At 65.7% G+C, this 24,629-nt stretch carries 23 protein-coding genes; 9 read left to right on the top strand and 14 right to left on the bottom strand.

The genetic code is table 11. The features are described 5' to 3' along the window. Positions 1-64: 64 nt before the first annotated feature. Entirely contained in the window at positions 65-631 is a 567-nt protein-coding gene (locus FYJ92_RS01105; protein WP_185262228.1) for a DUF4190 domain-containing protein, read from the bottom strand. Positions 632-709: 78 nt separating this feature from the next. Then, positions 710-1,510: a nuclease-related domain-containing protein gene (locus FYJ92_RS01100; protein WP_185262227.1), complete on the bottom strand. Its 801-nt coding sequence runs from the start codon at positions 1,508-1,510 to the stop codon at positions 710-712. Between the two features lie 269 nt (positions 1,511-1,779). On the opposite strand from FYJ92_RS01100, the gene pgm reads away from it, so the two are divergent. Next, positions 1,780-3,450: a phosphoglucomutase (alpha-D-glucose-1,6-bisphosphate-dependent) gene (gene pgm, locus FYJ92_RS01095; protein ID WP_185262226.1), complete on the top strand. Its 1,671-nt coding sequence runs from the start codon at positions 1,780-1,782 to the stop codon at positions 3,448-3,450. Between the two features lie 117 nt (positions 3,451-3,567). Here the strand turns inward: pgm and FYJ92_RS01090 are convergent, their stop codons facing one another. Then, a complete protein-coding gene (locus FYJ92_RS01090) occupies positions 3,568-4,173 on the bottom strand; it encodes a malonic semialdehyde reductase (RefSeq protein ID WP_185262225.1) in 606 nt (201 codons plus the stop codon). A 187-nt stretch (positions 4,174-4,360) separates the two neighbouring features. On the opposite strand from FYJ92_RS01090, the gene FYJ92_RS01085 reads away from it, so the two are divergent. Continuing rightward, positions 4,361-5,713 carry a uracil-xanthine permease family protein gene (locus FYJ92_RS01085; protein WP_185262224.1) on the top strand — a complete coding sequence of 451 codons (1,353 nt, stop codon included), beginning with the start codon at positions 4,361-4,363 and terminating at the stop codon, positions 5,711-5,713. Positions 5,714-5,741: 28 nt separating this feature from the next. On the opposite strand, the gene FYJ92_RS01080 is transcribed toward FYJ92_RS01085, so the two are convergent. The 4 genes from FYJ92_RS01080 to FYJ92_RS01065 form a co-directional block, all read right to left on the bottom strand. Beyond that, the gene (locus tag FYJ92_RS01080; RefSeq protein ID WP_185262223.1) at positions 5,742-6,605 is read right to left on the bottom strand and encodes an SGNH/GDSL hydrolase family protein; all 864 of its coding nucleotides are present in this window, start codon (positions 6,603-6,605) and stop codon (positions 5,742-5,744) included. Beyond that, positions 6,602-7,420: a GAF domain-containing protein gene (locus FYJ92_RS01075; RefSeq protein WP_185262222.1), complete on the bottom strand. Its 819-nt coding sequence runs from the start codon at positions 7,418-7,420 to the stop codon at positions 6,602-6,604. The genes FYJ92_RS01080 and FYJ92_RS01075 overlap by 4 nt, the downstream gene beginning before the upstream one ends. Positions 7,421-7,543: 123 nt before the next feature. Continuing rightward, positions 7,544-8,059, bottom strand: a complete 516-nt coding sequence (locus FYJ92_RS01070; RefSeq protein ID WP_185262221.1) for a hypothetical protein — start codon at positions 8,057-8,059, stop codon at positions 7,544-7,546. Between the two features lie 42 nt (positions 8,060-8,101). Continuing rightward, positions 8,102-9,001: an SDR family oxidoreductase gene (locus FYJ92_RS01065; protein ID WP_185262220.1), complete on the bottom strand. Its 900-nt coding sequence runs from the start codon at positions 8,999-9,001 to the stop codon at positions 8,102-8,104. A gap of 188 nt (positions 9,002-9,189) precedes the next feature. On the opposite strand from FYJ92_RS01065, the gene FYJ92_RS01060 reads away from it, so the two are divergent. Beyond that, a complete protein-coding gene (locus FYJ92_RS01060) occupies positions 9,190-9,684 on the top strand; it encodes a DUF6328 family protein (protein WP_185262219.1) in 495 nt (164 codons plus the stop codon). A 110-nt stretch (positions 9,685-9,794) separates the two neighbouring features. Here the strand turns inward: FYJ92_RS01060 and FYJ92_RS01055 are convergent, their stop codons facing one another. From FYJ92_RS01055 to FYJ92_RS01045, 3 genes are read right to left on the bottom strand one after another with little or no spacing between them, the layout of a single operon-like run. Further along, entirely contained in the window at positions 9,795-10,919 is a 1,125-nt protein-coding gene (locus FYJ92_RS01055) for a glycerate kinase (RefSeq protein ID WP_185262218.1), read from the bottom strand. 39 nt (positions 10,920-10,958) lie between these two features. Then, positions 10,959-11,816, bottom strand: a complete 858-nt coding sequence (locus tag FYJ92_RS01050) for a class I SAM-dependent methyltransferase (protein WP_185262217.1) — start codon at positions 11,814-11,816, stop codon at positions 10,959-10,961. Between the two features lie 52 nt (positions 11,817-11,868). Beyond that, positions 11,869-12,255: an STAS/SEC14 domain-containing protein gene (locus tag FYJ92_RS01045; RefSeq protein ID WP_219729678.1), complete on the bottom strand. Its 387-nt coding sequence runs from the start codon at positions 12,253-12,255 to the stop codon at positions 11,869-11,871. 133 nt (positions 12,256-12,388) lie between these two features. Between FYJ92_RS01045 and FYJ92_RS01040 the strand changes: the two genes are divergently transcribed. From FYJ92_RS01040 to FYJ92_RS01030, 3 genes are all read left to right on the top strand, one after another. Next, the gene (locus tag FYJ92_RS01040; RefSeq protein WP_370526089.1) at positions 12,389-14,014 is read left to right on the top strand and encodes an ATP-binding protein; all 1,626 of its coding nucleotides are present in this window, start codon (positions 12,389-12,391) and stop codon (positions 14,012-14,014) included. 20 nt (positions 14,015-14,034) lie between these two features. Beyond that, entirely contained in the window at positions 14,035-15,582 is a 1,548-nt protein-coding gene (locus FYJ92_RS01035; protein ID WP_185262215.1) for a bifunctional diguanylate cyclase/phosphodiesterase, read from the top strand. A gap of 166 nt (positions 15,583-15,748) precedes the next feature. Next, positions 15,749-16,795 (top strand): EAL domain-containing protein, encoded by a 1,047-nt coding sequence (locus FYJ92_RS01030; RefSeq protein ID WP_185262214.1) that lies wholly within the window; start codon positions 15,749-15,751, stop codon positions 16,793-16,795. Positions 16,796-16,856: 61 nt separating this feature from the next. Here FYJ92_RS01030 and FYJ92_RS01025 read toward each other — a convergent pair whose 3' ends face one another. The 4 genes from FYJ92_RS01025 to FYJ92_RS01010 all read right to left on the bottom strand — a co-directional run bounded on the left by FYJ92_RS01025 (position 16,857) and on the right by FYJ92_RS01010 (position 19,887). Continuing rightward, positions 16,857-17,663: a glycerophosphodiester phosphodiesterase gene (locus tag FYJ92_RS01025; RefSeq protein ID WP_255482240.1), complete on the bottom strand. Its 807-nt coding sequence runs from the start codon at positions 17,661-17,663 to the stop codon at positions 16,857-16,859. 27 nt (positions 17,664-17,690) lie between these two features. Continuing rightward, entirely contained in the window at positions 17,691-17,939 is a 249-nt protein-coding gene (locus tag FYJ92_RS01020; RefSeq protein ID WP_185262213.1) for a hypothetical protein, read from the bottom strand. Positions 17,940-18,042: 103 nt separating this feature from the next. Beyond that, on the bottom strand, positions 18,043-18,861 hold the full coding sequence (locus FYJ92_RS01015; protein WP_185262212.1) for an HAD family hydrolase: 819 nt from the start codon (positions 18,859-18,861) through the stop codon (positions 18,043-18,045). A gap of 87 nt (positions 18,862-18,948) precedes the next feature. Continuing rightward, a complete protein-coding gene (locus FYJ92_RS01010; RefSeq protein ID WP_185262211.1) occupies positions 18,949-19,887 on the bottom strand; it encodes a PfkB family carbohydrate kinase in 939 nt (312 codons plus the stop codon). A 66-nt stretch (positions 19,888-19,953) separates the two neighbouring features. Between FYJ92_RS01010 and FYJ92_RS01005 the strand changes: the two genes are divergently transcribed. The 3 genes from FYJ92_RS01005 to FYJ92_RS00995 all read left to right on the top strand — a co-directional run bounded on the left by FYJ92_RS01005 (position 19,954) and on the right by FYJ92_RS00995 (position 24,626). After that, positions 19,954-21,708 (top strand): exo-alpha-sialidase, encoded by a 1,755-nt coding sequence (locus tag FYJ92_RS01005; RefSeq protein ID WP_185262210.1) that lies wholly within the window; start codon positions 19,954-19,956, stop codon positions 21,706-21,708. A 177-nt stretch (positions 21,709-21,885) separates the two neighbouring features. Beyond that, entirely contained in the window at positions 21,886-23,508 is a 1,623-nt protein-coding gene (locus FYJ92_RS01000) for an ABC transporter substrate-binding protein (protein WP_185262209.1), read from the top strand. Positions 23,509-23,720: 212 nt separating this feature from the next. Then, positions 23,721-24,626 (top strand): ABC transporter permease, encoded by a 906-nt coding sequence (locus tag FYJ92_RS00995; protein ID WP_056347607.1) that lies wholly within the window; start codon positions 23,721-23,723, stop codon positions 24,624-24,626. Positions 24,627-24,629 lie beyond the last annotated feature (3 nt).

The following is a 24,629-nucleotide window of genomic DNA, read 5'->3' as shown; positions in this document are numbered from 1 at the left end:
GCCTGGGAGTCCGCCGCGGGCGGGCCAGCCTGCCCCACCATCCGACCCCAGTTTCGACCGGGGGTCAGTACCCGTAGGTGGTGCTGTATGACATCAGCCCGATGATGAGCAGCAGCCAGAACGCTCCGTAGCCGAGCAGGCAAAGGTAGCCCAGGACCAGGCCGGTGATGGCCATGCCCTTGCCCGACGGTTCGCGGCGGAGGGCCAGATGGCCGGTGATGATTGCAGCGATCTGCGGAATCATGAACCAGCCAAGAAGGACCGACGAAATGCCGAGGACCATGCTGGCAATGCTCAGGCCCTTGGGCTGCTGCACCGGCATGCCGTAATAGGCAGGCTGGCCGTAAGCAGGTTGCCCGTACGCCGGCTGGCCATAGGGGCTGGCGCCTTGGCCGTACGGGCTTGGGGGCTGGGCATAGGCCGCGCCATACTGATCGCCGGGCTGGCTGTACGCACCAGGCTGGGTGTACTGGTTCTGGCCGAACTGATTCTGGTCATACAAAGGCGGCGCCGGAATGCTGGGGCCCTGCGGCGGCACAAACTGCGGCGGCTCGTAGCCTGCCGGCGAATCGCCTGGTCCCTGGGCGGCGGACCCTTGCGAATCAGGGCGCGGAGTTGGCTGATCAGTCATGTTTTTCCTCATTCGAAGTCTTCGATTTCCAGCCTACCGCCGCCTGCAATACAGGCCTACCGGCACCGCCATCCAGTCCTACCGCCCCCAATAAGGCAGCACGTAGACAGCAAAAACCACAAAGGCAGCCAGGAACATCAACCGGGTCAACCCACCTGCGGCGTGGTGCTGTGCGCTCGACTTCCTGGCGCGTCCGGATCCGACGCCGCCTGCCTGTCCCGCCGCCAGTTTCGAGGTCAGTGGCTTCGCGTTCGGCGACTTCACGGTCAGCGAGTTCACCGCAGGACTTCGAGCAGCAGATTCCGGCGTGAGCTGCTCGCCAAGGTGCGCATACAGGCCCACCACCGTCTGCTGGTTGAGCACCGGGGGCAGCGCCAGGACAGCAGCAACAACGCGGTCGGCCCCTGCCACGGCGACGTCGGAATTGGTGATGCCGAAGAGGTCCGGCTGCCCGGCGAGGCAGATCAACGGGCGGACGAACCGCCGGTGGGGCGGCGCCAGCACGGACGCGACGGCGGCGCACTGCGCCAATGCGCCGTCCACGGACTGCGTCCTGGCAAAACGGCCCTGCCACAGGACACCGCCGGAGACCCGGACCTCGCCGGTCCAGTTCTTGGCATCGACCACCACCACACCGCCGGGCCCCACAAGAACATGGTCAAGGTTGGCTTTGGGCCGCCCGGGCCAGTGGACATCGTTCAGCAGGTACCAGCCGTGCGGAATGAGCCGGCTCAGCCTGTCTGTCACGAGACGCTCGCCCACCGCACCGGCATCCCACGACTTCGTGGCCCGCTCGGCCTGATCGAGCTGGCGTTTCAGCCGCTGAACACGTTCCGCAGCCAGCCTGGACTGCTCGGCGGCGCCGTCTCCTGCCCCCATGACCTGCCCCCTGGTTCCCACGTGCCGACTCACTGCAGTGCCCGACGCGAAGTGCACTGCCCGATGGCGGTGGCCCCGCCGTCGGGCATTCCATCCTGAGTTTTTTCGAAAGTAGCAGCGCCACTGGGAGCCGGTATATAGGTACTTTTGGGGCTGGTACTCGCTTTAACTACCTGCGGCAGACAGCCCGGAGGGGACTTTCCGCGTCATAGGGGCCGGATTATGGACCAGGCGTTTTGACTCCCGCCCACGTCTGGCATGCTGGTGCCATGGCTAGCCGCGCGGGCACAGTTGCCCAACCCCAGGACCTTGTTGACATCACTGCGCTCCTCGACGCGTATTACGACATCACGCCGGATCTGGGTGATCCCGGCCAGCGCGTGGCGTTCGGTACTTCCGGGCACCGCGGCTCGAGCCTGAAGGCGTCGTTCAACGAAAAACACATCGTCGCGATCACGCAGGCAATCGTGGAATACCGCGCCGGGCAGGGCATCACCGGCCCGCTTTTCCTGGCGAAGGACACCCACGCCCTCAGCGAGCCGGCGCAGAACTCCGCCCTGGAGGTCCTCGCGGCCAACGGCGTGCACGTGCTGATTGACGCACGGCACGGCTACACGCCCACACCGGCACTGAGCCACGCGATCCTCACGTACAACAACAACCGCCAGCCCGGCACCCCGGAGGCGGACGGCATTGTGGTCACGCCCAGCCACAACCCGCCCGGAGACGGCGGCTTCAAATACAACCCTCCGCACGGCGGCCCGGCCGATTCGGACGCCACGGGCTGGATCGCCAACCGCGCCAACGAACTCCTGGAAAACAACCTGCGGGGCGTGAAGCGCATCCCCGTCTCCGACGCCCTCGCCGCGGACAGCACCGGCAAGTTCGATTTCCTCAGCAGCTACGTTGACGACCTCCCGTCCGTGTTGAACCTCGACGCCATCCGCGAGGCCGGCGTCCGCATCGGAGCCGACCCCATGGGCGGTGCGGCAGTGGATTACTGGGGCGAGATCGGCGAGCGCCACCACCTGGACCTGACCGTGGTGAACCCGACCGTGGATCCGCAGTGGGCGTTTATGACCCTGGACTGGGACGAAAAAATCCGGATGGACTGCTCCTCGCCGTTCGCGATGGCCTCCCTGATCAACAGGATGTCCGACGGCGGCAGTTCAGCCGCGTTCGACATCGCCACCGGCAACGACGCCGACGCCGACCGGCACGGGATCGTGACACCTCTTGTCGACGGGGTGGGCGGCCTGATGAACCCGAACCACTACCTCGCCGTCGCCATCGATTACCTCTACCGCAACCGCAGCGGCTGGAACCCCAACTCGGTGGTGGGCAAGACCCTGGTTTCGTCCTCGATCATCGACCGCGTGGCGGAAAGCCTGGGCCGCAAACTGGTTGAGGTCCCCGTGGGCTTCAAGTGGTTTGTGCCGGGACTGCTGTCCGGCGAAGGCGCGTTCGGCGGCGAGGAATCTGCCGGCGCATCCTTTAACAAGCTGGACGGCAGCGTCTGGACCACCGACAAGGACGGTATCCTGCTGGCGCTGCTGGCCTCGGAGATCACTGCGGTCACGGGCAAGTCCCCGTCCCAGCTGTACAAGGGCCTGACCGACCAGTTCGGCGGCCCCGTCTACGCACGCATTGATGCAGCGGCCACCCGTGAGCAGAAGGCGGCGCTCGGCAAGCTTTCGCCGTCGGACGTCACTGCAACGGAACTGGCAGGCGAAACCATCACCGCCAAGCTGACCGAGGCGCCCGGCAACGGTGCGTCCATCGGCGGGCTCAAGGTGGTCACCGAGAACGCCTGGTTCGCCGCCCGCCCGTCCGGAACCGAGGACGTCTACAAGATCTATGCCGAGTCTTTCAAGGGCGAGGAGCACCTCAAGCAGGTCCAGGCGGAGGCCAAGGCTCTGGTGGACGGCGTCATCGCCTAATCTGCGCAAAAAAACGAACGCTCTCTCAATAAACGCGCTAAAACGAACAACGCTCTCTCACTTTCCTGATGAAAGTGAGAGAGCGTTGTTGTTTAAGCTGCAGAAAGTGAGAGAGCGTTAGACGGTGCGGACAACGTCCTCGTAGCTGAACTTGGGCTTCGCTGCGCCCCACGCGTCTTCGCCGGCCTGGCCTATGTTGACCACCAGGAAGCTCTTCTGGTCGCCAGCGGGGAAGAAAGCGGCGTCGAGGGCGCCGAAGTCGGCTCCGGTCATTGGGCCCGCGGCGAGTCCGAGGGACCGGACGGCCAGGATGAAGTAGCCGGCCTGCAGGTGGGCGTTGTTGTTGCCGGTGGACGCGGCCAGGTCCGGGGCGGCGTCGTACATGGCCTTCGGAGCGTTGTACTCGGGCAGGAAGTTGTCCCACTGCTCGGCCCAGGCGGTGTCGTAGCTGAGGACGGCAACCAGCGGCGCGGAGGCGGTCTTGGCCTTGTTGCCGTTGGCCAGGGTGTCAACCAGGGTGGCACGCGCCTCGTCCGAGCGGACGTAGGTCACGCGGAGGGGCTGGGAGTTGAAAGCCGTAGGGCCGAACTTGGTGAGTTCGTAGATGGCGCGGGCCTGGTCCTCGGTCAGCTCGCCGGTGAAGGAGTTGGCCGTGCGGGCCTCGGCAAAAATGGCGTCGACGGCGGCCGAATCGATAACCGCTTCTTCGTGGGCAATAGTCATGGCGTACCTTTCGCTGGGCCCGCTCATCGCAAATGATGGGCCGGCGGTCTGCTTTCCATAGTTGTAACTTCAAGCACGCCCGCCTTCTTCCCTATGCGCACGTGACGTTCACCACAGCAGGACCGCGCGGTATTGTTGCACCGGAAGATCCCAGCCCCAGCGGCAACCCCCTTGAAAGGCCCCGACCATGAGCATGCTCGGAATGAAATGGAAGCTCCACGGCACCGGCAAATCGATTAAGCCCGGCCACGTGGTTGCACCGGATGAGCGGCTGGCCTGGCCCCTGACCATCGGCGTAGGCATGCAGCATGTCGTGGCCATGTTTGGAGCCACGTTCCTGGTTCCCATAATCACCGGCATGCCGCCAGCCACCACTCTCTTCTTCTCCGGCATTGGCACGCTGCTGTTCCTGGTGATCACCAAGGGACGCGTTCCCAGCTATCTCGGCTCCAGCTTCGCGTTCATCGCGCCCATCATGGCGTCCCAACAGCAGTTCGGCGTGCCCGGCGCGCTGGGCGGAGTGGTGCTCACCGGAGTCGCACTGGCCCTCATCGGTGCGATCGTGCAGAAGTTCGGCGCCGGCTGGATCAACCGGCTGATGCCACCCATCGTCACCGGCGCCATCGTGGCGCTGATCGGCCTGAACCTGGCCCCCGCCGCGAAGATGAACTTCGACGCCGCCCCCGTCACCGCCGTCATCACACTCGCCACCATCATCCTGGTCAGCGTACTTTTCCGTGGAATCGTCGGCCGGCTCAGCATCCTGGTGGGCGTTGTAGTGGGCTACCTCGTGGCCATGCTGCGCGGCGAAGTGAGCTACGAAAAAATGGAGGCCGCCGCTTGGATCGGGCTGCCTTACTTCCAGACCCCCGAGTTCCATGTGGGCGTGCTTGGCCTCTTTGTCCCCGTCGTGCTGGTCCTGGTAGCCGAGAACATCGGGCACGTGAAGTCCGTGGCGGCCATGACCGGCCAGAACCTCGACGGCGTCTCCGGCCGCGCGCTGATGGCGGACGGCGCCGCCACGGTTCTTGCCGGCTTCGGCGGCGGTTCCGGCACCACCACCTACGCGGAGAACATCGGCGTTATGGCGGCCACCAAGGTGTATTCGACGGCGGCATACTGGGTTGCCGGCGTCTTCGCTATTGTCCTGAGCTTCTCGCCGAAATTCGGCGAACTGATTGCTACGGTCCCGCCGGGCGTTCTGGGCGGCGCCGCCACCATGCTGTATGGCATGATCGGCATCCTGGGCGTCAAGATCTGGGTGCAGAACAAGGTGAACTTCTCCAACCCCGTGAACCTGACCACTGCCGCCGTCGCGCTGATCATCGGCATCGCGGATTACACCTGGACCATCGGGGAACTGACGTTCACGGGCATCGCCCTCGGCTCAGCCGCGGCCCTGGTGATCTACCACGGCATGAAAGCCATCGCGAAGGCCCGCGGCTCGGTGGCTGAACCGGAAACGGAGCAGGCGGGCCTGCCTCCCGCCGTCAAGGCAGCCGTTAACGCAGCAGCGAAACGGGCGCCGAAGAAGCGCTGACCCTACCGCAGCTGCGTCAGGCTGCACCTCAGGCTGCGTGACCGCCGCCGATAAACGGTCCGGGCGGGGTTCCGACGCCGAAGACCGGCCGCGGCTCGGGACGCTTGGCGGTCAGCTCCGCTTCCGGCGGGTGCCTCAACTGCCGGATCACCCACGGAACCAGATATTCGCGCGCCCAGATGAGGTCCTCGGTCCGGGCTTCCTTCCAGCTGTGGGGCCGCGGCGGCTTAGGCTCGAACGGCTCCAGTGTGTGCGAGACACCCAGGGCCTTCAACACGGCCGCGGCGATGGTGTGGTGGCCCAACGGCGAGAAGTGCAGCCGGTCCGGGTCCCACATGCCCGCGCTCGACAATTCGCGCAGGAACCACAGGTCAACCATGACCGCGTCGTGGCGGGCGGCCACCGCGTGGAGGTTCTCGTTGAAGATGGCCACTTTCCCGCGGATCTGGCTGAAGACCGGCGTCGCGCCCCAGTCCGGCCCGGCAAAAAGGACCACGGTGGCACCGGACCGGGCCAGCTTGCCCACGCCGTCGTCGATCGTTTCTGCGAGCCGGTCAGGGTCGCTGCGACGGAAAACAATATCGTTGCCGCCGGCGGAGAGCGTGACCAGATCGGGCTTCAGCGCCAGCGCCGGAGCGAGCTGCTGGTCTAAAATCTGCTGTACCAGCAGGCCCCGTACGGCCAGGTTGGCGTAGGCGAAATCGGGCTGGTCCGCACTGAGTTCCTCGGCCACGCGGTCTGCCCAGCCGCGCAAGCCACCCTCGCTGCGCGGCTCGGGGTCACCGATGCCCTCAGTGAAGGAGTCGCCCAACGCAACCAGCCGGTGCCACGGGTGGGGCGCCGGGTCCGGAGCGGCCCTCGCGGCTGCAATGTCCTGCTTCCAGACGTTCATGCCGTACTCCCTGTTTTGTAGTGGCCCTGGCGGAGCGCGGGTGTTTCGAGGTCAGCGAGTCCCAGGACGGAGGCGTTGTCACGGCCGCGACCTGCCTGGTCGGAGCGCGAGGCAGCCACAATATTCAGAGCTGTCTCGCGAAGCCCGTGGCGGGTGTGCCGTGCGACGGTCCGGAGGTACTGCAGGGCCGCATCATGGCCGAGCCCGTAATCGGATTCAAGCGTGCTCACAGCCAGGTCCATAAGCACCGTTGAGCTTTGGGCTACCGCCAGCTGAGCGCTGGCTGCGGCCCGCTCCGCCACACACACCACCATCCGCAGCGACCGGGCCACTTGACGCGCATACCTGCGCGTCCTGATGATGTCCTCGCTGGTGAAGGCATGGGGAGTGGACGCGTAGAGGCTCAGTGCTGCACTCCATTCGGCAGCTGCAACAACCGTCGTGGACAGCAGCGACCTGACGCCGTGGTCAGCGGCAGCACTGGCATAGCCCGGCCAACGCCGGTCGCGGGCGACGTCGGCCAGATGCACAAAATCACCCGCACGAACAGCTTCCAGCACTGGTCCGTCCGCAAACGAGCACTGCTCTTCGTCCGCGGCGCGCGCGGCGGCGTTCCCCGCGGCAGCGGTCCGGGCCGATCCGGAGCGGAAGAAGGTGACGGCCCAGCTGATACCACGGGAATCGCCATCGATGTCGCGCATGAACTCGCGGGTAACCGCCACAAGGAAGTCTTCGACATCCGTGCTGTCGAACACCGTCTCCTGGGGGTCCGGAAGCGATTCCCGGCCCGGCTCCCCTTGTGTCTCCGCGGCCATGTTCCACGCCTAGGCTCGAAACGCGTGGCCCACTGCAAAACCTGTTTCTAGGATACGTCCGGTGACCGCTCCGCGGGCAAGACCCACCCACACAAAACCCGCAGTCCCGGCGGAGAACACCGGCTACCCGGCGTCGAAACTCTCCTCTTCGTCATCGTTCGGTGATTTGTCCTTGGGCAGGTCGGTTCCGCTGCCGTCCGGCAGGCCGGCAGCCTCCTGTCCCGATTCCGACGAGAAGGATTCAGTGCCCTGCGCGTCGGCGTTGGACTCGTTGATCTCGGCCTCGGCGGAGGGAACGTCGGCGTCGCGCGGGACGGGCGGTTCTCCCGGCTCGAAGCCGGGATCATTGGTGTCGCTTTCGGCGTGGTGCTGGTCATCAGTGCCGCCGAATCGGCCGGCACCCGGCTCGCCGGCGCTGTCTTTGTCTTCCTCATCGAGGTGGCTGAGATTGGGTGTGCCGGTGGCGAATGTTTCACCGTCAGGGCTGTTCTGATTGAGCCCGGCGGCATCAAAATCCTCTTCGTCGCGGGGCTGGGCATACTGCTTGCTGTCCGCCCCGCCCATCTCCTGTTCCGCCGTCGGCGTGCCGTAGCCGCCCACTTCCTCGGCGGGTTCCGTGCGCTGGTTGTCCTGACTCATGGTTCCTCCTGTAGTGGATGTGAATCTGACGTGCAAACTTCGTTACAGGCCCTTGCCGCCCGTCACCGGCAGCACTGCTCCGGAAATGTAGGACCCCTGATCGGACGCGAGCAGCACATAAGCCGCGGCGAGTTCTGCCGGCTGACCCGCCCGCTGCAACGGCGTATCCTGCCCGAAGGCGGGCAGCTTGTCCGGCCACTCCGTGGCCGGGATCAGCGGGGTCCAGATGGGGCCGGGGGCCACCGCGTTGACGCGGATCCCCTTTGGCCCAAGTTCCTGGGCCAACGCCTTGGTGAAGGCAACCTGCGCGGCCTTGGTCATTGCGTAGTCGATCAGCCCCGGCGACGGGTTGAAAGCCTGGATCGAAGCCGTAGTGATGATCGACGAGCCGGCCTTCAGGTGCGGAACCGCGGCCCGGGCCGTCCAGATCAGGGAATACAGATTGGTCTTGAGCACGCGGTCGAATTCCTCGGTTGGCAGGGACTCGAAACTCTCGCGGTTCTTCTGGTAGGCGGCGTTGAGCACCACCACATCCAGGCCGCCGAATTCTGCCACGGCATCAGTGACGATCCGGGTGCTGAAGGCCTCTTCCCGGCCGTCCCCGGCCAACAGCAGCGCGCGCTGGCCCGCCTTGCGGATCCAGTCGGCCGTGTCCTGGGCATCTTCCTCTTCTTCCGGAAGGTAGGAAATTGCGACGTCGGCCCCCTCGCGGGCGAACGCGATGGCCGCTGCCTTGCCGATTCCTGAGTCGCCGCCGGTGATGAGCGCAGCCTTACCCCGCAGCGCACCGCGCCCCTCGTAGCTAAGTTCGCCGTGGTCCGGCTTCGGGTCCATGGGCACAGTCAGGCCCGGCTGCTTCTGTTCCTGCTTCGGGAAGGGCCCGGAATGAAAGCCGTACCGGGGGTCGGTGGGCGGTTCTGTCCGTTTCTGCGTTTCGCTCATAGTCCACCTCTTCATTGGATCGGTTTTCGAAGGGCTCCTGCCTGCGCCGGTTCTTCGAAACTATCCCGCACGGAGGAGCAAGTCCACCATCCGGAGCAAATAATAAGTAAACTTATCAAACGTTGATTTTGGCGCAACTCCGGCCTAGCTTTGGATCACGCGGATATGCCCCGGGAGCGAGGAATAGCATGTCTGGTGTTGAAGACTTCACCGGAAGCTCCGGGCGGAATGAAACCCGTGAGGAACAGCTGGACCGCAACTGGGCTGAGCTGCTGCAGGAACTCAGGGTGCTCCAAACCGGGGTCCAGATCCTGGCCGGCTTCCTCCTGACCCTGCCCTTCCAGAACCGGTTCGAGAGCCTGGATGCTTTCCAGGTGGGCCTTTATCTCGTCAACGTAGTGGTCGCGACGCTGACCACTGCCTTTATCCTGCTTCCGGTCAGCGTCCACCGCAGGCTCTTCCGCCAACGACTCAAGGAAACCCTGGTCTCCAGCGCCGACACCATCACCAAGATCGCCCTGGCCGGCGTGGGGATGCTCAGTGTCGGGACAGCCACACTGGTCTTTGATGTAACGGGCGGCCGCACCGCCGGCCTGACCGCCGGCGGAATCCTGCTGTCCGTGCTTCTGGTGCTGCTGATCTACGTCCCGCTGCGGCTCAACAGACGCGCAGCGGGACGGTAGCAGGCCGCAAAGCCGGCAAATCGCCGGGGATCACGGTGCATTACGAAACCGGAGCCTAAGCATCGGGGCCCAAAGACCCGCAGTAAGGACCGGGCCTGGGGGCCCTGGCTTCAGGCGCCTTCGAGGACCTGGCTGGTGGCCCAGGCCAGGTATTTTGCGGCGTTGGCGACGGCGTCTTCCGGGCTGGCCGCAACATCCAGCAATTGCGCTGCGGCGACCACGCCGTGCCCTGCCAGGTCCTCGGGTGTGACCAGGATCCGCCCTGCCACCACGATCACCGGAATCCCGCGGTCCCGGGCTGCGTCCGCGAGGGCGATGGGGGCCTTGCCGGTCAGCGACTGCGAGTCCAGGGAACCCTCCCCGGTGATCACCAAGTCAGCGTTGTCCAGTTGACCTGCGAGTCCGGTGAGCCCTGCGACGAGCGCGAACCCTCCTTCCAGCCGGGCGTTGGTGAAGGCAAGGAACGACGCCGGGAAACCGCCCGCTGCCCCGGCTCCCGGAATGTTAACGTCCCGGCCAGTGGCCCCCCGGAGTACGGACGCCCAGTTGCGGAGACCGGCGTCGAGCTGTTCAACTGCCTCGCCGTCGGCACCCTTCTGGGCGCCGAAGACGTGGGCCGCGCCGGTGGCGCCATACAGCGGATTCTGGACGTCCACGGCGATCCTGAAGGAGGCTGCGGACAATCGCGGGTCCAGCCCGGAGGTATCGAGGGCTGCAACGTCGGCCAGTGATCCGCCGCCCAACGGAACAACGTTGCCGGCGGCGTCCAGCGGCTTGAGGCCCAGCGCACGCAGGGCGCCGCTGCCGCCGTCCGTCATGGCCGATCCGCCCAGCCCCAACACAATCTCGGTAGCTCCGGCGTCGAGCGCCGCCGCGATCAGCTGCCCGCAGCCGTAGCTGTGGGCCCGCAAGGCGTTGGCCGGGGTGGGTTCCATCTCAGCCAGGCCCGAGGCCTGGGCTGTTTCGATGACGGCGGTAGCCCCGCCGTCGGCGTTCTTCCGGATGGCCCAGGCAGCGCCGACGGGGGCAAGAATGGGGCCCACAACGGCGTTGAGCCGCTCCTCGTAGCCGGCCGAGACGGCAGCTTCCAGGGTGCCCTCGCCGCCGTCGGCGATCGGAAACTGGTTGGCGACGGCGTCCGGGTATACGCGCAGCGCACCTTCGGCGATGGCGGCGGCGGCCTCCGCGGCGGTGAGCGAGCCCTTGAACTTGTCCGGAGCGATGAGAATGCGCATGCCGTCCATCATGCCAGCCGCTTCCGGGAAAGCGCTTGCCTAATCCGGTATGCGGACAGCCCAGGACGAACCCGGCCGGCCCGCGTCGGAACTTTTGGGCTTGAGCACCGCAAAATAGCCCGGTATCCTGCTGTTCCCCGCCTCGTCGATCAGCGGGTTGGTCTCGATGCTTGCGGCACCGTCTTCCACCAGCGTCCACCGGTCCTTCGGCATCACGCGGGCCAGCTCCTCCGGTCCGAAGCGGCCCGGCATGGGCAGTTTCCGGATGGCCAGCTCCAACGGGGCCGGGATGCTGCGCAGTGACGCCCCCAGGTGCGCGACGTACTCCACCGGGTTGCCCTGGAAATTCGTCTCCGCCAGGAAGACTGTGCCGCGGGCACCTACGAGCTGCCGCAGATTTTCCATCAGCGCGGCCTGTTCGGCCGGCGCGAGGACGTGAAGGACGCCACGGACAAAGACGTTGGCATCCGTGGATTCCACCAGACTCGCGCCGGCTCCCGGCTCGGTCATGTCACAGGCCAGGTAGCTGACCCCGTCAACTCCTGCCGATTCGTCACGGGCACGGGCCACCGCGTGCGCAGACACGTCAACGCCCAGGACCTTCGGTGAAAACGCCGTCAGGGCGCGGCTGAATGCGCCATGTCCGCACCCCACATCCACCACGGGAAGGCCTGGATCGAAGTGCCGCCGCAGGACGTCCCCGTAGCCCAGCAGCTCATGGTCGGTGCCGGAATCCCACAGCACGTCACTCCGGGCGCCCGTCCTCGCGATTCCGGCCCAATACCTTTCCCAGGCCACGGTCCTGTTTTTCGGTGCAGAGATGGACAGTCTGATCAGCTTGGGCAGGATCAAGTACTGCCGCAAGGCGGAGAGCACCTTTTTCGCGCGGGATAGCATAGGACAAATATAGGACCCAGAACGCGCCGCAGCCGTTTGCGGGCTGTTCCGCTCAGCTTGTGGCCGCGGGTTCCTTCAACAACCAGGCCATGGCGTCGTCGCGGGACGTAAAGAACCGGGTGGGGCAGGGCAGTTTGTTGATGCCCAGGATGAAGTTGGCCAGCACTTTATCAACCGGCGACGCCCCGAGCAGCGCAATGCGGGAGGCCTGGCAGGGGCGGCCAAAAACGGCACGGGCTCCCCTGCTCACCTGGGCCGTGGTGGCCATGTCCACCAGCATGGGATGGCGGCCGGCCCCGCAAAGGTCGTTGACGTTCCGCATGGCGGCCTCTGCGTCCGACTCCGTGATGGACACACCCTGCGGCCATTTGAGCTGGACGACACCCAGTTCGTCCAGCGCCAGGTCCGCTTTGGCCTCTTCTGCAGGCTGACTCGTCACGACTACCTTCCGCACACACTTATGGGAGCAGGGATGCTCCGTCACCCTACAATGTACTCAGTCAAGAGCAATCATGTGCTTACTCAGGGGCGAAGGAGGCAGGTTGCCAGGGAAGACACCACACGTCGCAACCGTGCCATACCTGGCAGTGGTTGCGGATCCCGACGCCGGGCGCCGGGAATCCAGCGCGGCGGCACTCGAGGCGGCGGGCTTCACGGTCAGCGCTGTGGACAACGCCACCGGCCTTTCGGCCCTTCTGGAACAGCGCGAGCCCTCCGTCCTGGTCCTTGACAGTTCGCTCTCCGACGTCGACGCGACCGCCCCTGTGCTGGTTCTCGTTGATCTCGACAGCCCGGCCGAAGTCAAAGCGGTGGAGCATGCCGGCGTACGGGACAGCATCGCCAAACCGCCCGCTGCCAAGGAACTCGTCCACCGTGCCACTGCCCTGATCAACCTGGTCTCCCGCCGGAATGAAGCCCGGCAGGAAGCGGAGACGTTACGCGAAAGGCTGCGGCAGGTATCCGCGGCGGTCCGCGGAACCAACCATCCGCAACAGATCGCCGATATTGTGGTCCGGGGGTTCGGTGAGACTTTCGGCGCGGACCGGGTCTGGCTGACCACGTTCGACGACGACAAGGTGCCACCCATTACCGCCCAGTGGCACCGGCCCGATCTGGCCCGGCTGCCTGACGGATTGTGCACGGATGAAGGCCCGGTGCGCAGGACCGCTGACGTACTGTGGGCGCGGGCTGAGGCCCTCACGGCGGACGGGGCGTTCGCACCGCACGGCGCCGGCGATGTCCGGCTGCCGGCCGAGCTCGCGCAACTGCGCGCCGCCGCGTCCGTAGCCGTCCCGATGGGGGACGGCAGCTCGTCGCTGGGAATTATCTGGATCGCCCAGCTGGACTCCCCCAGGGAATGGTCGCGGGCCGAGCTGGCACTGATCCAGCACGTTGCCGGCAATACCGTCCACGGCCTGATCCAAAGCCACCTGATCACCAGCCAGCAGCAGGTAGTCAAGCAACTCCAGCAGCTGGACAAAGCCAAGACCGACTTCCTGGCCACCGTCAACCATGAGCTCCGCACGCCGCTGACATCGATCATGGCCTACCTGGACATGATCCAGGAGAACACGTCCGATCCCGTGTCCAGCGAGGTCCACCAAATGTTGGACATCGTTGTAAGAAACACCGAACGGCTGCGGCTGCTGATCGAGGACATGCTCAGCGTCTCCCGCAACGGGCACGAGCAAAGTCCGCTGCACCTGACCCCCGTCCGGCTGGCGCGGACACTCGAGATCGTCACCGCTGCGCTGAGGCCGCTCGCAAAAGTGCAGAATGTCGCCATTGCCACGTCGATGGCCCCGGACGATCTGGAAATCTTGGCAGACGAAGTGCAGCTGCAGCAGGTTTTTACGAATCTGGTCTCCAACGCCATCAAGTTCACCCCCGGCGGAGGACAAATCGACGTCGTCAGCCTGACGCGGGAAGATGCAGCCGGCGCACGCTGGGCGACGGTCAGCGTCTCGGACACCGGGATGGGGATATCCAGTGACGAGATAGCCCACGTTTTCACACGTTTTTACCGCGCCTCGAACGCGATGTCCGGGGCGGTTCCAGGTACCGGACTGGGGCTCGCCATCACCCAGGACATCGTCCAGCGCCACGGCGGCCGCATTGGCGTAACCTCGGAGCTGGGTGTTGGCACCACTGTCACCGTAAGCCTCCCCCTAGGAGCCCACGGGTCCCAGGAAATCTGAACGCGGGAAGGAGGCACCAGATGTTCGCTGACGATGACCCCAGGCTCTCCCAGCTGCTCGATGGCATCGTCCGGCTCGCCTCCGGAGACCTCCAGTCGCGGATAGAAGTTTCGCCGGCCCGGGACGAGCTCGACGCCATCATCATGGGCACCAACCTCCTGGCCGAGGACCTCCAGATCATTTACGAGGAGCTTGAGCAGCGTGTTGAGGTCCGCACGCAACTGCTGCACGAAGCCCACCGCGAAATGAAGAAGATGGCGATGCAGGATCCCCTCACCGGCCTTGCCAACCGCTCGGCGCTTCTCGCTGCACTGAAGTCCGCCCAGGACCACGACGGCGATGCCCTCAGCCAGCCCGTTATCCTCCTCCTTGACCTTGACGCCTTCAAATCCATCAACGACACCCTCGGCCACTCTGCCGGGGATCAGGTACTGGTTACCGTGGGACAACGCATCCGCCGCGCAGTCCGGACCAACGACGTTGTAGCCCGGCTGGGCGGGGACGAGTTCGCCATCGTTATGCCGGCCACGGGAGCCGACCAGGCCGCCGTCGTAGGCCAGCGCATCCTGGCAGCCATTAAGGAACCCATTGACCTTCCTGACCGGACGGTCCGCTGCGGGGCGAGCGTTGGACTCAGCGTCGGGGCGTCCGGGCGGCGGGCCGAGGACCTGCTGATGGAGGCCGATGTGGCCATGTACGCCTCCAAAGCCGAGGGGCTCAACCGGCTCCACGTCTTCGAACCCGGGCTTCTGCTCATCCGCAAGCTCCGCAGCCAGTTGCTGGAGGACCTCCGGACCGCCATCAAGGGCGAGGGCTTGGTGCTGCACTACCAGCCCGTGATTGAACTGGGCACCGGGCGCATCGAAGGCGTGGAGGCCCTGGTCCGTTGGGACCACCCCACCCGCGGCCGCATCATGCCCGACGAGTTCATCCCGCTGGCAGAAGACGCGGGACTGATCTCCGAGCTGGGCCTGTGGGTGCTCAGCACAGCTGTCGGCCAGCTACGCCGCTGGATTGATGCCGGACTGGTGGATAGCAGGTTTTCCGTCCGGATCAACATCTCCGCAACTGATCTGCAGAGCCTGCAGTTCATCGAGGACGTCCGCGCCGTGCTCAAGCAGACGGGCGTCCGTCCAGAGCAGGTTGTCCTGGAGCTGACGGAAGCGGCCATCGTCAGGGGCAACGAACTGGACCGGTACTCCCTTGGCGGGCTGCGCGGACTGGGCGTCGGAATCGAAATCGACGACTTCGGTACCGGGTATTCCTCCATCAGCTACCTGCGCCGGCTCCCAGTGGACCGGGTCAAAGTGGACCGGTCCCTGATTGAGGGACTGGGCACGGACCCCAGCCAGCCTGCACTGGTGGCCGCCGTCCTTCAATTGGTGCGCGCCTGCGGGCTCGAAGCCGTGTGGGAGGGCGTGGAAACAGCGGACCAGGCCGAGCACCTCAGGAACCTAGGGTGCCTCAGCGCACAGGGCTATTTCTTCAGCAAGCCCGTCCCGCCCGAACAGATTCCTGGACTGCTGGCCGAGACTTTATCCGAAAGTAATAAGAGGTTGATCGATTAGGGGCTGCGCTTTTCGATCATCCCGATATACGATCAAGTGGCGGCATCCGATTCTTCGCGGTCAGGAAGATCGGCATTAATCAGAAGTAGAGCATTCCGAAGGTATCTGGAAATTTGAAAATAAAGAGGCCAAGGAGCCATTACTTCGTCAACTGGGGGCGTTGCTAATGACGGTTCGGATACAAGCTTGGGGAGTTATTGCTGGGGTCCTCGGGGATTCTGATCCTGCCGGGGCGGCAATACGTCAGCGCCTTAGCGACCGCCTGGGAGAAAACCCAGGCGCGCCTGAACGGGCCCTGCTGGAGTATCTTCTGGAGCGCCAACAACAGGACGGCGCAGAAGGCGGCACTCCGGACACTGCCCGTTTTCCGCAACCCCTCAGCGCCATGCCGCCCCAACTGGCCGAGCGGCTGGATTCCCTCCGCAGCCTGTCGCGAATCAGCTCGCTGCTGGAAAACCAGATGCTGATGACCGCATTCCAACCGATCTACGGCCTCGAATCCAGAGCCGTAATGGGTGTAGAGGCGTTGTCACGCTTTGTCAGCGACGACGGCGCAGGCGCGGAAATCTGGTTCGCCGAGGCGGCCGCCGTTGGCTTGGGCGCCAACCTGGAATTCTCGGCCCTCGCGTCCGCAGCCTTAGCTGCCGCGAAACTCCCCGCGCACCTCTACGTGTCCCTGAACATCTCCCCCGTATCATGCCTGGATCCCCGGCTCCCCGAATTGTTTGAACACATCGAGCTGCCAATAGACCGAATTGTGCTCGAATTGACGAACGAAATTCCGGACGAGGAATACTCGCATTTCATTTCCGCAATTACGCCGCTCCGTGAACGGGGGCTGCGCATTGCAATCGATGATTCGCACCCCACCGCGGGCGCCCTGAGCCGGATGCTCCATCTGCGGCCTGACTTCATCAAGCTGGGCCGGAATGTGATCAGCGGCGTGGACACGGACACCTCCCAGCACGCCCTGGCTGCGTGCCTGGTGGACTTCGCGGAGCAGATAGGCAGCGTTTTGGTGGCAGAAGGAGTCGAAACCACCGAGGAACTGAATGTCCTTACGGAGTTGGGTTTCAGCGCCGGCCAGGGCTTCCTGCTGGGGCGGCCCTCCGTGCGGCCGAAGGACTGGGCGGCGTGGAATACGCCACTGGACCCCGATGGGCTCCGCCGCCTCGCTGCCAACCACGCCATCCAAGGTCCCGGCGGCTCCTGACTGCGCGGAAATGCACCGCAGTCCTGCGCAGTGCACCCGGCGCAGACTCCCTGGAACCGGGTCAGCCGCCGGGCCACTGGCCGCGTTCCCGCAAGACCTGCTTCAGGAGATCCGCGCGGTCCGTCACGATCCCGTCCACGCCCAGGTCAAGTAACCGGTGCATCTCAGCCGGGTGGTTGATGGTCCACACATGGACCACCAGGCCCAGGGCGTGCGCCCGCCGCACATAGGCAGCCGTCACCACGCGGACCGCCCCGTAGCGGACCGGAACCTGCAGGGCCTGGACATCGCTCAACGGTCCCCGCAGCGCCAGGCGCAGCCAGGCAGCCGGAAGCACCGGGCCCAGCAGGACAAACAGCGCGTTCGTCACCATCCCTGCCGAGGAAGCCACCGGACGGCTCAGCAGTTTCAGCACCGCCCGGCGTCTGCGGTCTGAGAAACTGGCCACCAGGACCCGGTCATGGGCGCCGTGCCGTTCGATGCCGGCAGCCAGGCTTTGCACCGACTTCCAGTCTTTGACGTCGAGGTTCAGCCGGGCAGCCGGGAAGGCGCTCAGCAGGTCGTCGAACAGCGGCACGGGCTCGAGCCCGCCGATCCGCGCGGTGGAAACCTCAGCGGCGGTCAGCTCCGAAATCCGGCCCCGGCCGTCTGTGACCCGGTCCAGGGTGTCGTCGTGGAAGAGCAGCAGCACGCCGTCGGAGGTGGTGTGCACATCCGTCTCAAGGTACTCATAGCCGAGTTCGGCGGCGGCCCGGAACGCGGCCATCGAGTTCTCCAGCCCTTCCCGCGAGAATCCGCGGTGGGCCAGGGCGATGGGACACGGGGGACGGCCAGCACCGTCGGAAGCATCAAAAAACGACTGAGTCACGTTTGCGAGCGTACCGGAGCCGCCGGGCTATGCGTCCTGCGGCACAATCTCCACGCCGTCGCTGCAGTGCAGCAGCGTGCGGCCGTGGCCGTCGTCGAGGTCCACCCACACAGCGGTGTGGTCCCACGTGATGGCATCCACGAACCCGCCGGTTTCGTATCCCGGGGTGAGGCGGACGCGGACGCGGTCACCCTCTTTCAGTGCCTTCCAGTGCGCAGCCGGCTCTGCCGGGCGCAACGGCGCCTCGGCCGCGCGTTGGTTGCCGTTTCTTGCCATGACTACCCCTTCAGCTGCGGATGTTTATCCGTAACCCACGGTAAATGGCAAAGGTGAACGCGAGGTGAGCGGCTCCTGTGAATTCCCGGCCCGGAAGCCGGGGTCAGGAGAGCTTTACCCCCAGCGCCGCGAGCCTGGCTTCGAGGATCTGGGCCACGCCGTCGTCGTCAAAGTGCGGTGCCTGCTGCCCGGCGGCGATGATGGCGTCCGGATGGCCGCTGGCCATGGCGTACCCGTGGCCCGCCCAACGCAACATTTCGACGTCGTTGGGCATGTCCCCGAACGCCACGACGTCGGCGGCGTCAATGGACAGCGCCTTGGCGTATTCGGCGAGGGTGACAGCTTTGTTGACGCCGGGAAGAGACAGTTCAAGCATCGCCACGGTCGGTGCGGAGTGCGTGGCAGACGCGAGATGGGCGACGGCGGGCCGCACGGCTGCCAGGAAGTCGTCCGCGGTGCCATCCCTGACAATCGCCAGGAACTTGACGACGGCGTCGTCCGGGGTCAGCGTCCCGGCCAGCGGTGCGGGGGTGAATTCGGCCAGCAGCTCGCTGGAGCCGTTCTCGATGAAACCCGGCTCCAGATGGAATCCGGTCAGGGTTTCCGCGGCGAAGAGCGCGGCGGGGCGCAGTTTCTTGATGATCCGCCGCAGTTCCAGCACCGCATCGATGCCCAGCGCCCGGGCGGAAACCAGCCGGTCCGCTTCGAGGTCCCACACCACGGCGCCGTTGGAACAGATGACCGTGCCGGTGTGGCCCAGCTGTTCCTCCAGCGGGTGGAGCCAGCGCGGCGGGCGGCCGGTGACAAAAACGAGCTCGATGCCGGCGTCCCTGCAGGCGTGGAAGGCCCGGACGGTGCGGTCGCTGATCTTTCCGTCGTGCCCAAGAATCGTTCCGTCAATATCACTTGCTACCAGCCGCATCCTGCCAGTCTACGTGGGGCGAACGTGGCGAACGATGCGAAGGTCGCCACGGCCGGCGGCAAAAAGCAGTCGATGTGGCGGAACCTCCTACTCCGCCGGAACCTCGTTCAGTTCGGCACGCGTGGGCGGGTTGGCGCCCGGGCGGGAAACAGTAACGGCCGCCGCGCGGGCTGCGTGCGCCAGGAGTTCCGCCAGGCCCTCCGCCGGAAGTTCGCGCAGGTCCTTCCGGTTCTGCGCACCGTCCAGGCCCCGGTCCACGATCCCGGAGAGCAGGGCGGCCATAAAGGAATCACCGGCACCCACAGTGTCGGCCACTTCCACGCGGGGCGCGTCGATCGCGGCTTCACCGGCAGCCGTAATGCCCCACGGTCCGGCCGCGCCGCGCGTGACCACCACAATGGCCGGCCCTTCGGACCCGCCCAGCGACAGCCAGCGGCGCGCCGATTCAAGCACGTCCACCCCCGGGTACAACCACTCCAGGTCCTCGTCCGAGGCCTTGACCACGTCCGAGAGCGTGACGAACTTCTCGGTCTGTGTCCGTGCATAGTCCACGTCGGTGATGATGCTGGGCCGGCAGTTGGGATCGAAACTGATCGTGGCGGCGGGGTGGGCGTGCTCGACGGCGGCAAGCACCGCCGCGGCGCCCGGCGCCAGCATCGTGGCGATGGAGCCGGTGTGCATCAGGGTGGTTCCCTGCAGCATATAGGCGAGGCGGTCCGCCAGGCCGGGAAGCTCCCAGGCGAGGTCGAACGTGTAGGTGGCGGCGCCGTCGTCGTCAATTACGGCGGTGGCCACGCTGGTAGGCAGGTCATCGGGGCCAAGCGGCAGCATAACGGAGCTGGAGCGCAGGTGCGCCGCCACCGAATCCCCGTAGGCGTCGCGGCCGTAGCGGCCGATGAACTGCACGGGATGGTCAAGGCGGGCCAGGCCCACCGCGACGTTAAGGGGGCTGCCGCCCACGTGGGCTTTGATTCCGGAGGCGCGCTGGACAACGTCAACAAGGCCTTCGCCAATAACTGTGAGCATGGTCATAACTCTGCCAGACATGCGGCCGCCTACACAGGCGTGTTACGTGTCCCCTACAATGGAGATATGACATCCCATGTCCTGCAGCCAACGGCGGCTGCCATGCCCGACGTCGAACACGTGCTGGCGGTCCGGGGCACCGGCGGCTACCGGCAATACAGGATCCCCGCCCTCGCCGTCTCACGGCAGGGCACCCTGCTGGCCGCCTACGACGGCCGCCCCAACCTCGATGACCTGCCCAACCCGATTGACCTCCTGCTCCGGCGCAGCACGGACAACGGCGGGACCTGGGGCAAACAGCAGGTAGTAAGGACGGGCCGCGGCCTCAATGGCTACGGCGACCCCAGCCTCCTGGTGGACGCTGAGACCGGCCGGAACTTTATGTTCCACGCCGCCGGAACGCACGCCGGATTCTTCGAAGCCGCGGCCGGGCTGGAGCCCGACGACGATGTGCAGCACTGCGATCTCAGCTACTCGGACGACGACGGCCTGACCTGGCAGCACCGCAGGATCACCGCCCAGCTTAAGCTCCGGCCGCCTGTCCGCCCGCGTGAGCCAGGTACGGACGAGCCGGACATCACCGGGATCTTCGCCGCGGCCGGGCAGGGCATCCAGATCCACGCCGGCCCGTACCGCGGCCGGCTGGTGCAGCAGTTTGTGGTCCTGGCCGGCAGCGAGATCATGGCCGCCTCGGCGTACAGCGACGACCACGGCGACTCCTGGACCCTCGGGGAGCTCATCGGCGCCCGGACGCACGGCTACACCCCGAATGAAAACAAAGTTGTCGCCCTGCAGGACGGCAGGCTCCTGCTGCACAGCCGCGGCACACCGCGCCGCCTTGCCGCAACATCCGACGACGGCGGGGCCACCTGGAGCGCACTGCGACCTGTCGCGGACCTCCCGGACCCGGGTGACAACGGCTCCCTGGTCCGCTTCGACGGCCTGCCGTCCGTAACCTCCCTCGCCGCCGAGTCCACCGGCTCATGGCTTCTGGCCACCAACAACCAGGACACGGCCCTGCGGCGGAACACGGTGATCAGCCTGTCCGCCGACAACGGCCTCAGCTGGCCCGCGAAGCTGGTCCTCTGCCCGGGAAGCTCGGCATATTCGACGGCCGCCCGGCTCCCCGACGGCAACATCGGCATCCTCTACGAACGCCAGGGCTACCGGGAAATCGTGTTCGCCTCCGTGCCCGCGGAGCAACTCACCGAACAACTCACCGCCCGTCCCGCCGCCACTGGGAGCGACGCCGGGGGCATCCCGCCCGAGTCCACCGTGGAAGCGGGCGTGCCCGGCGCGGGTCTTGTGTTCGACATGGTTCTGCGCTCCATCACGCCCGGCCGCCCGAAGGCCTGGCAGAACGCCGGCGAGTTCCACGTCATGCAGTCCGGCGGTGAGGACTGGGGCGTTCACACCTGGAAGGAAATCGGCCAGGGCTACTCGGCCGAAGCTGCGCAGGTCATCGGCACGCGGGAGGCGCAGGACCTGAACTATGGCCCCATCATTCCCGGCTACAAGGCCGGGGACATCCTGGCCTTCACGGGCCGGGCACGCAATGACGGCCCCCTGCCGGCAACCTCGGTCCGGCTGTCCGGTCCCGGCTCGGACGCCTTCCCCGCCGCGGACCTTGGCCCCGGGGAAGAAGCCCTCTACTTCACTCCCGGCTACACCGTCACCGCGGCCGATGTGGCGCGCGGCTACGCCGAGGTGGCCTACGAGGTGGCATTTGAAATGACCGGCGAGCGCGGCGGCACTGCCGAGCGCCGCCGTCGTGCTTTCAGGTTTGACACCGGCTCCGGCGACGTCAGCGCGCCCGGGTGAGAGAGCGTCCGCCAAAAACAAGCAGGAAGTGAGAGAGCGTCCGGGGGGAAGCTCGCAGGAAGTGAGAGAGCGTCGGAGGGAATCGGCGCTTGACGTGAACCTGTGATGACGCTTACAGTCGACATACGAGCTCGGACGTCCTACATCCGATAAACCTTCTGGAATGGCGAGGCCCTCATGAACAACATCACCAAGAACCTGCCGCTGGTCAATGACGCCAGCCGCCGGAACTTCCTCAAGCTCACCGGTGCCATGGGCGCCGCTGCAGCATTCACCGCCTCTGTCGCCGCGTGCGGCAGCCCGGCAGCTACCACCACCGGCGACTCCGCGAGCGCTGCGGCAGTCAACAAGGACCTCACCATCGAAGCGGGCATCTCCTATGCCCTTTCCACCGGCTTCGACCCGCTGAGCTCCTCAGGCGCCACTCCGATGGCCGCCAACCTGCACATCTTCGAAGGCCTCATCGAACTGCACCCGGCCACCCGCGTGCCGTACAACGCACTGGCGGCGTCGGACCCCAAGAAGGTCAACGACACCACCTACCAGGTGACCATCCGCGAAGGCGCCAAGTTCCACGACGGCACCCCGGTCACCACCGAAGACGTCGCATTCTCCTTCACCCGCGTGATGGACCCGGCGAACAAGTCCCTGTTCTCGCAGTTCATCCCGTTCATCCAGGACGTCAAGCCCTTGGATGCCAAGACGGTTGAGTTCACCCTCAAGTACGCCTTCCCCGGCTTCGGCCCCCGCATCTCCGTGGTCAAGGTTGTCCCCAAGGCCCTGGCCACGGACCTCAAGGCCTTCGACGCCAAGCCCGTCGGCACCGGCCCCTACAAGCTCATCTCCGCCGCCAAGGACGACAAGATCGTCTTCGAAGCGTTCGCAGACTACAACGGCCCCAAGCCGGCACTGGCCAAGGGCATGACCTGGCTCCTGCTCTCCGACGCCGCTGCCCGCGTCACCGCCGTCCAGTCCGGCCGTGTCCAGGCCATCGAGGACGTCCCCTACCTGGACATCGACGGCCTGAAGTCCAAGGTCAAGGTTGAATCAGTCCAGTCCTTCGGCCTGATGTTCCTGATGTTCAACTGCAACAAGGCCCCGTTCAACAACAAGCTGGTCCGCCAGGCCCTGCACTACGGCCTGGACAAGGAAGCCATCATTAAGAAGGCCCTGTTCGGCAATGCCAAGGCGGCCAGCTCCTACTTCCAGGAAGGCCACCCGGACTACGTCAAGGCCAAGAACGTCTACGGCTACGACGTCACGAAGGCCGAAGACCTGCTGAAGGAAGCCGGCGTCACGAGCCTCGAATTCGAGCTGCTCACCACGGACACCGCCTGGGTCAAGGACGTTGCCCCGCTGATCCTCGAATCCTGGAACAAGATCCCGGGCGTCAAGGTCTCCGTCAAGAGCCTGCAGTCCGGCGCCCTGTATACGGACCGCGTCGGCACCGGCGACTACTCAGTTGTCGCAGCCCCCGGCGACCCCTCAGTCTTCGGCAACGACGCGGACCTGCTCCTGAGCTGGTTCTACTCGGGCGCCACCTGGATGGAAAAGCGCGCCTACTGGACCGCCCCGGAACGCGCCAAGCTGCAGGAGCTCATGAACAAGGGCTCGCAGGCTGCCGCAGCAGACGCCAAGAAGATCACCGGCGAAATTGTGGACCTCGTCTCCGAGGAAGTTCCCCTGTACCCGATCTTCCACCGCCAGCTGCCCTCCGCCTGGGACGACAAGAAGCTCAACGGCTTTAAGCCGCTGCCCACCACCGGCATGTCGTTCATCGACGTCGGACGCACCGCCTAAGCTGCGCTGAGAACCAGCGCAGCACCCGGGGCTTCCCGGGACGGCATCACCAACTCGACGCAGCAGAGGGGCTGTGGCCCGCTGGCCATGGCCCCTCTGGGCTGAGAAGCACCACCCGTGACGCGGCCCCCGCGGCACAACCAAACAAACCGGAGAACAAATTGGTCACGATATTGCGTCTGCTTGGCCGCAGACTCGCAGCACTGCCATTGATGATCCTGGGCATCACCTTGCTCGTCTTCCTTGTCCTGCAGGCCGCTCCCGGCGACCAGGCAAGCTCCGCCCTCGGCGACGGCGCCAGCGAAGAAGCGAAGCAGCAGTACCGCCAGGAAAACGGCTTGAACGACCCGCTGGTCATCCAGTACTTCAGCTTCCTCGGCAAGCTGCTGCAGCTGGACCTCGGCGTCACCACGCCGCCGGCAAAGTCGGTGGCCTCCATGATCGGCTCCGCGTTCCCCCTGACGCTGCAGCTGACGTTTCTGGGCGTGCTGATCGCAATCGTCCTGTCCCTGACCTTCGGCATCCTCGGCGCCCTCTACCGCGACAAATGGCAGGACCAGCTGGTCCGCGTTTTCTCGATCGCCGCGATCGCCACGCCGTCGTTCTGGCTCGGCATCCTCCTGATCCAGTGGTTCGCCCTCGGCGCCAGCCCCCTGTTTCCCTCCGGGGGAATCGCGACGCCGGAATCCGGCTTCGGCGGCTGGCTGAACTCCATGGCCCTCCCGGCCCTGGCCCTCGGCATCCCGGTCTCCGCCTCGCTGATCCGCGTGGTCCGCACCTCGATGGTGGAGGAGCTGGACCGCGACTACGTCCGCACCGCCATCGGCAACGGTGTCCCCTACCGCGAAGTGGTCTCCAAGAACGTCCTGCGCAACGCACTGGTGACTCCGGTGACGGTGTTGGGACTACGCGTGGGCTACCTGCTCGGCGGCGCCGTCGTGATTGAAATGATCTTCGCCCTGCCCGGCATGGGCCAGCTGATCCTCAACGGCATCACCAACCTGGACGTGAACCTGGTCCAGGGCGTGGTGCTCACCATCTCGGTCACCTTCGTTCTGGTGAACATCGTGGTGGACCTCCTGTACCTGCTCATCAACCCCCGAATCAGGACGGTATAGCTC

Origin of the sequence: Pseudarthrobacter sp. NBSH8, from assembly GCF_014217545.1 — a bacterium.
Taxonomy (GTDB): domain Bacteria; phylum Actinomycetota; class Actinomycetes; order Actinomycetales; family Micrococcaceae; genus Arthrobacter.
The sequence above is the reverse complement of the archived record's forward strand: the minus strand, read 5'-3'. Positions and strand labels throughout refer to the sequence as shown.

What these genes read in the sequence shown, in the direction of transcription:
- FYJ92_RS01105 (WP_185262228.1), bottom strand. Translation starts at nt 631, where the DNA reads ATGACTGATCAGCCAACTCCGCGCCCTGATTCGCAAGGGTCCGCCGCC.
- FYJ92_RS01100 (WP_185262227.1), bottom strand. Translation starts at nt 1,510, where the DNA reads ATGGGGGCAGGAGACGGCGCCGCCGAGCAGTCCAGGCTGGCTGCGGAA.
- pgm (WP_185262226.1), top strand. Translation starts at nt 1,780, where the DNA reads ATGGCTAGCCGCGCGGGCACAGTTGCCCAACCCCAGGACCTTGTTGAC.
- FYJ92_RS01090 (WP_185262225.1), bottom strand. Translation starts at nt 4,173, where the DNA reads ATGACTATTGCCCACGAAGAAGCGGTTATCGATTCGGCCGCCGTCGAC.
- FYJ92_RS01085 (WP_185262224.1), top strand. Translation starts at nt 4,361, where the DNA reads ATGAGCATGCTCGGAATGAAATGGAAGCTCCACGGCACCGGCAAATCG.
- FYJ92_RS01080 (WP_185262223.1), bottom strand. Translation starts at nt 6,605, where the DNA reads ATGAACGTCTGGAAGCAGGACATTGCAGCCGCGAGGGCCGCTCCGGAC.
- FYJ92_RS01075 (WP_185262222.1), bottom strand. Translation starts at nt 7,420, where the DNA reads ATGGCCGCGGAGACACAAGGGGAGCCGGGCCGGGAATCGCTTCCGGAC.
- FYJ92_RS01070 (WP_185262221.1), bottom strand. Translation starts at nt 8,059, where the DNA reads ATGAGTCAGGACAACCAGCGCACGGAACCCGCCGAGGAAGTGGGCGGC.
- FYJ92_RS01065 (WP_185262220.1), bottom strand. Translation starts at nt 9,001, where the DNA reads ATGAGCGAAACGCAGAAACGGACAGAACCGCCCACCGACCCCCGGTAC.
- FYJ92_RS01060 (WP_185262219.1), top strand. Translation starts at nt 9,190, where the DNA reads ATGTCTGGTGTTGAAGACTTCACCGGAAGCTCCGGGCGGAATGAAACC.
- FYJ92_RS01055 (WP_185262218.1), bottom strand. Translation starts at nt 10,919, where the DNA reads ATGCGCATTCTCATCGCTCCGGACAAGTTCAAGGGCTCGCTCACCGCC.
- FYJ92_RS01050 (WP_185262217.1), bottom strand. Translation starts at nt 11,816, where the DNA reads ATGCTATCCCGCGCGAAAAAGGTGCTCTCCGCCTTGCGGCAGTACTTG.
- FYJ92_RS01035 (WP_185262215.1), top strand. Translation starts at nt 14,035, where the DNA reads ATGTTCGCTGACGATGACCCCAGGCTCTCCCAGCTGCTCGATGGCATC.
- FYJ92_RS01030 (WP_185262214.1), top strand. Translation starts at nt 15,749, where the DNA reads ATGACGGTTCGGATACAAGCTTGGGGAGTTATTGCTGGGGTCCTCGGG.
- FYJ92_RS01020 (WP_185262213.1), bottom strand. Translation starts at nt 17,939, where the DNA reads ATGGCAAGAAACGGCAACCAACGCGCGGCCGAGGCGCCGTTGCGCCCG.
- FYJ92_RS01015 (WP_185262212.1), bottom strand. Translation starts at nt 18,861, where the DNA reads ATGCGGCTGGTAGCAAGTGATATTGACGGAACGATTCTTGGGCACGAC.
- FYJ92_RS01010 (WP_185262211.1), bottom strand. Translation starts at nt 19,887, where the DNA reads ATGCTCACAGTTATTGGCGAAGGCCTTGTTGACGTTGTCCAGCGCGCC.
- FYJ92_RS01005 (WP_185262210.1), top strand. Translation starts at nt 19,954, where the DNA reads ATGACATCCCATGTCCTGCAGCCAACGGCGGCTGCCATGCCCGACGTC.
- FYJ92_RS01000 (WP_185262209.1), top strand. Translation starts at nt 21,886, where the DNA reads ATGAACAACATCACCAAGAACCTGCCGCTGGTCAATGACGCCAGCCGC.
- FYJ92_RS00995 (WP_056347607.1), top strand. Translation starts at nt 23,721, where the DNA reads ATGATCCTGGGCATCACCTTGCTCGTCTTCCTTGTCCTGCAGGCCGCT.